Raw genomic sequence first — 3,748 nt, 5'->3', positions numbered from 1 at the left:
TTTATCGCCGTCAATGATGGAGTGGACAGCGAGGAGCAACTGGGAAATGACTTTACCCCTTTCCGAAATATCATAAAGTTGCTGATCGCTCAGGCTGTGGACAGCCTGAACGCCGTCTATGATGCGCTGTATATCCTGCGGGGCGAGATGCTCCGTCTGGCTTCCATGCTGCCGGAGTTCGATGTGGTCATGGCGATGCAGGGCGCAGGCGAGGTCACCGGGCCGCAGCTTATGGCGGAGATCGGAGATGTGCGGCAGTTCACCCACAAGGGCGCTCTGGTGGCCTTTGCGGGCATGGACGCGCCGCCTTTGCAGTCCGGCACATTCGACTCCAAGTCCCGCCGCATCTCCAAGCGCGGCTCTCCTCACCTGCGGAAAACCCTGTTCATGGTCGCCAGCACGATCCTTCAGCACTCCGACCCGGACGATCCCGTTTTTCAGTTCATGGACAAAAAGCGGGCCGAGGGCAAGCATTTTTACGTTTACATGGTAGCCGGTGCGGCCAAGTTCCTGCGTATCTACTACGCCATGGTAAAGGCGCATCTGGTGGCGCTGGATGCTGAGGCAAGCACCGCCGCTTAACTGAAAATATCAGCCCTGTTCAGCCGGTTTGCAAAAATCTCTCGCTGACCGGCTTGCTTTGCTATACCCATTTTCATGCCACAAAAATTATGCTAACTTTTTCATTTTGGGGCTTGACACCTATTTGCAGGTTTGCAACTTTGGTACGCCCCGCCTATTAACTTTTGTAATAAAGTGCCGATAAAAAATGAGTGCTATTGAATTTTTCAAAAAGGGGTTGACAAGCGCCGTGGTTTCCATCATTATTAAGCAAGCAAGCAAGCAAGCAAGCAGAGCGGTGCTATGGCTATGTAGCTCCACAGATTTGTTATGCCTTTAAGGTGGATACTGCTTGTATTTTGTAGGCGCTTTTGCCACATGGGGTAGTCATGTGGTAAAGAGCGTCTTTTCTGCTTTCATAACTGAATTTTCTCAGATAAACTGATGAGGGTATTTTATGACAATCACGCAAATGGTACAAAGTCAACAGCAACAACGGATTGGCGAAATTGCTTAACGACCCCAGGGCAAGCCTCACGTCAACCCTTACGGCACACCCGGTATGAGTTTGAACAACGCTGGCGACTATCGCAAAATCGTTCCCGTGGATGAGGGCGTTGTGCAGCAGGTCAAGCAGATTGCTTTTGACCACATGAAAACTGGCTACGGGGTAAGCGATGGCGAGGACATCAGCGCGGTCATTCGCAACTATACCATGTCCCTCTCACCAGAAAAGCGGTTGAGCGCATCCTGGACGCTCAATGAGATTTTCCATAGCGAGGCCACCCGGCTGGGCGAGTACATCTACCAGTAAGACCCAAACCGGGACTGGGGTAAGCCCTTTGACACCAGCATTTTGGACAGCTACCGGCAGGGTATAGATACCATGATATAAAAGGAGAGTTGGTTATGAATATTGCAAACTGGACGAACATTCCTAATATCGCAAATCAAATCACAACTGGCGCGCCCCAAGCGGGATTTCGGCACGATCCCAGTGTCGCTGCGGCTTCTGGCGGAGGGGCAGCTCAAGGTTCTGCGCCGCTACTTCATCTCGATCTCTCTGACCGCAAAGGCTATCGAGAGGACTATTCCATCCGGGATGCGGCGGAGAGTTTGTGGAAGCAGGAAACACAAACTTTTAACCTCAAGGATTTGAACGACCCTACAAAGGCCAGCGATATGATAGAAAATATGCGTCGGCAGGCCCGGTGGGATTTGGGAATTGGTACAGGTGAAACGAAAGAAGAAGTAATGTCCGCTTACATTCAAAACCTGCGGCAGAACGGTTTGAGCGGTGATGTAAATTGGAGTGGGCTGTCACAGGAACTGGAGGCGTTTAAGACTACCTCCCCGGAAGAACTGGCGGACGGATTGGACTATTTGGCCTCCCGTTATGTGGCTGCGCTGGACAAATTGGAGCGCAATTTCAGCGGCGATGAGTTGACCGCCCAGCGCGACAAATTGGAGGAAATATACCAAGCCGGAAAAGCTGGAATGATAGACGGCTACACGAAACTTTTGCAGGACAACCTGGGAATTTCAAGCGGTGATGCCCAAGCGGTCAAAGATAGCTTTTCTGCAATTCTGGCAGAGAAAGTAGACGCTTACCGTGGAACGCTGGGAAAAGTGCATGAGGTTGTTTCCCAGACTGGCCCGGACAGTGTCTGGCTGAAAAATCACGATGCCTATATCGCGTCTCAGCTCCGGGCGGCTGGGGCGACTGGTCAGAGCGGGGCCCGGTACTCGGTACAGGATTTGACCGCCGCCGGTCAAATTGCCCAAAGCTATCAAACGGAGCTTTTCAATGCGTCATCCTGTGGCCGGAATGAGGCAACACTGGCCCTCAATCTGTCTATGGCAGATATGAAAGCGGAGACGATGATACAAAAAGGGATGGTAAGTCAGAACATGGCCTCTCTGCTCCAAAACAGCCGCTCCCAAGGGCATGAAAACGCGCTGGCCGCATTGGATCAGTCTCTCTTCAAGCGTGAGAGCAATCTTGCTCCCGGCGAGCCCAAAGGAACTTTTGCCTCCGTTGATCGTGCTGTGTTCCAAGGGATTTATAATACTGTAATGAACACCTACCAACAGAACGGTGGTGATGGGGCCGCAGCTATTCGTGCTGGAGCCGCCTATGGGCAGACAGTTACCGCCCAAGCCACTGTTAAAAATCCAAATGCCCTGCGCTGGGGTATCTCCATCGAGAGCTATTGGAAAGATTTTTATACCGCTCCCAACGATAAGGAAACTTCTCCGTTGACAAAACAGGTAAATAAACTGTTGGAGCAGACCGGACAGACTTCTGGCCTCGGCTGTTCCACTTATCAGAAATATGTGAATAGCTGGCAGGACTTTATTACATCCATTGGTGGCGGCGTAGATGTGCGGGCTTAACCTGCGCGGTGGCGAAGTCGCCGGTATGGATGTGAAAGCATAGTACAGTTAGAGCCGTATCTGCAAGAAAGCAGATACGGCTCTAACATTTGATTACATCAGTCCCATATCCGTTCACTCAAAATGATTTCCTCTACCTGAACCTTGCAGGTGTTCATCAACCCCACCCAGCGCATGGGAGCATAGGCTTTCAAATCTTCGGTGGCCCCGGCTGCTTTCGCCATCTCCGGCATCATAAGTTCCAAGCGTTTGCGGGCGGTCTGGTCGATTTCCAGCAGGTGCGTGTGTAGTGTCCCGGACAGCAGCAAGCTGTTATAAAGCCCCGGCTTATGCGTCTGGAGGTATTGCTTTCTCATGCGGCCATACTTTCTAAGATTATCGGTAGCCGCTACCGATAATCCGATGGCGGGAATTTCGTGGTCGTTCATTGTCATTTCCTCCATTTTGTAACAGCTTTGTCGGAAGTAACAGGGATGCTATGTCCTGCGTGTAGTGTCATTCTTTATGAGAGGGTGGCATTGAACCAATTTCTCAGCGGAGTAAACTCGTTATCCTCTCTTGCCGTGTCCACACCGTCATTGATAGCGATGTAGCGCACATCGTACTCCGGGAAAATGATTTCGATAAGCTCCCCGGTTTTCAGATAGTTCCGGCCCAAGCGGGATAAGTCCTTGGTAATGACCGTCGCCACATTTCCGGCTTCCACCTCACGGAGCATGGCTTGAAGTCCCTCACGCTCGAAGCTGACCCCGGAAAATCCATCATCCACGAAAAAGCGGGTGTTAAAGAA

At 51.4% G+C, this 3,748-nt stretch carries 4 protein-coding genes and 1 pseudogene; 3 read left to right on the top strand and 2 right to left on the bottom strand.

Annotation, left to right across the window (positions count from 1 at the left end; translation table 11 throughout):
• The 3 genes from D1159_RS18475 to D1159_RS18465 all read left to right on the top strand — a co-directional run.
• The coding region (locus D1159_RS18475; RefSeq protein WP_161847063.1) for a transposase at window positions 1–582 on the top strand (582 nt) is incomplete at its 5' end.
• 541 nt (window positions 583–1,123) lie between these two features.
• The gene (locus D1159_RS18470; RefSeq protein ID WP_161847062.1) at window positions 1,124–1,375 is read left to right on the top strand and encodes a hypothetical protein; all 252 of its coding nucleotides are present in this window, start codon (window positions 1,124–1,126) and stop codon (window positions 1,373–1,375) included.
• 95 nt (window positions 1,376–1,470) lie between these two features.
• Window positions 1,471–2,958, top strand: a complete 1,488-nt coding sequence (locus D1159_RS18465; protein ID WP_161847061.1) for a hypothetical protein — start codon at window positions 1,471–1,473, stop codon at window positions 2,956–2,958.
• Between the two features lie 98 nt (window positions 2,959–3,056).
• Here D1159_RS18465 and D1159_RS18460 read toward each other — a convergent pair whose 3' ends face one another.
• Together D1159_RS18460 and D1159_RS18455 are read right to left on the bottom strand one after the other, a co-directional pair.
• On the bottom strand, window positions 3,057–3,386 hold the full coding sequence (locus D1159_RS18460) for a TnpV protein (RefSeq protein WP_161847060.1): 330 nt from the start codon (window positions 3,384–3,386) through the stop codon (window positions 3,057–3,059).
• Window positions 3,387–3,475: 89 nt separating this feature from the next.
• A pseudogene (locus D1159_RS18455) lies at window positions 3,476–3,748 on the bottom strand (recombinase family protein); the annotation flags it as partial.

This window comes from Pseudoflavonifractor sp. 524-17 (assembly GCF_009935845.1).
In the GTDB taxonomy this organism is placed as follows: domain Bacteria; phylum Bacillota; class Clostridia; order Oscillospirales; family Oscillospiraceae; genus Pseudoflavonifractor_A.
Note: the sequence above shows the minus strand (reverse complement) of the source record. Positions and strands in the feature narration are given on the sequence as shown.

Excerpts from the sequence above, each read along its gene's own strand:
- D1159_RS18465 (WP_161847061.1), top strand. The coding sequence starts at position 1,471 with ATGAATATTGCAAACTGGACGAACATTCCTAATATCGCAAATCAAATC.
- D1159_RS18460 (WP_161847060.1), bottom strand. The coding sequence starts at position 3,386 with ATGAACGACCACGAAATTCCCGCCATCGGATTATCGGTAGCGGCTACC.
- D1159_RS18470 (WP_161847062.1), top strand. The coding sequence starts at position 1,124 with ATGAGTTTGAACAACGCTGGCGACTATCGCAAAATCGTTCCCGTGGAT.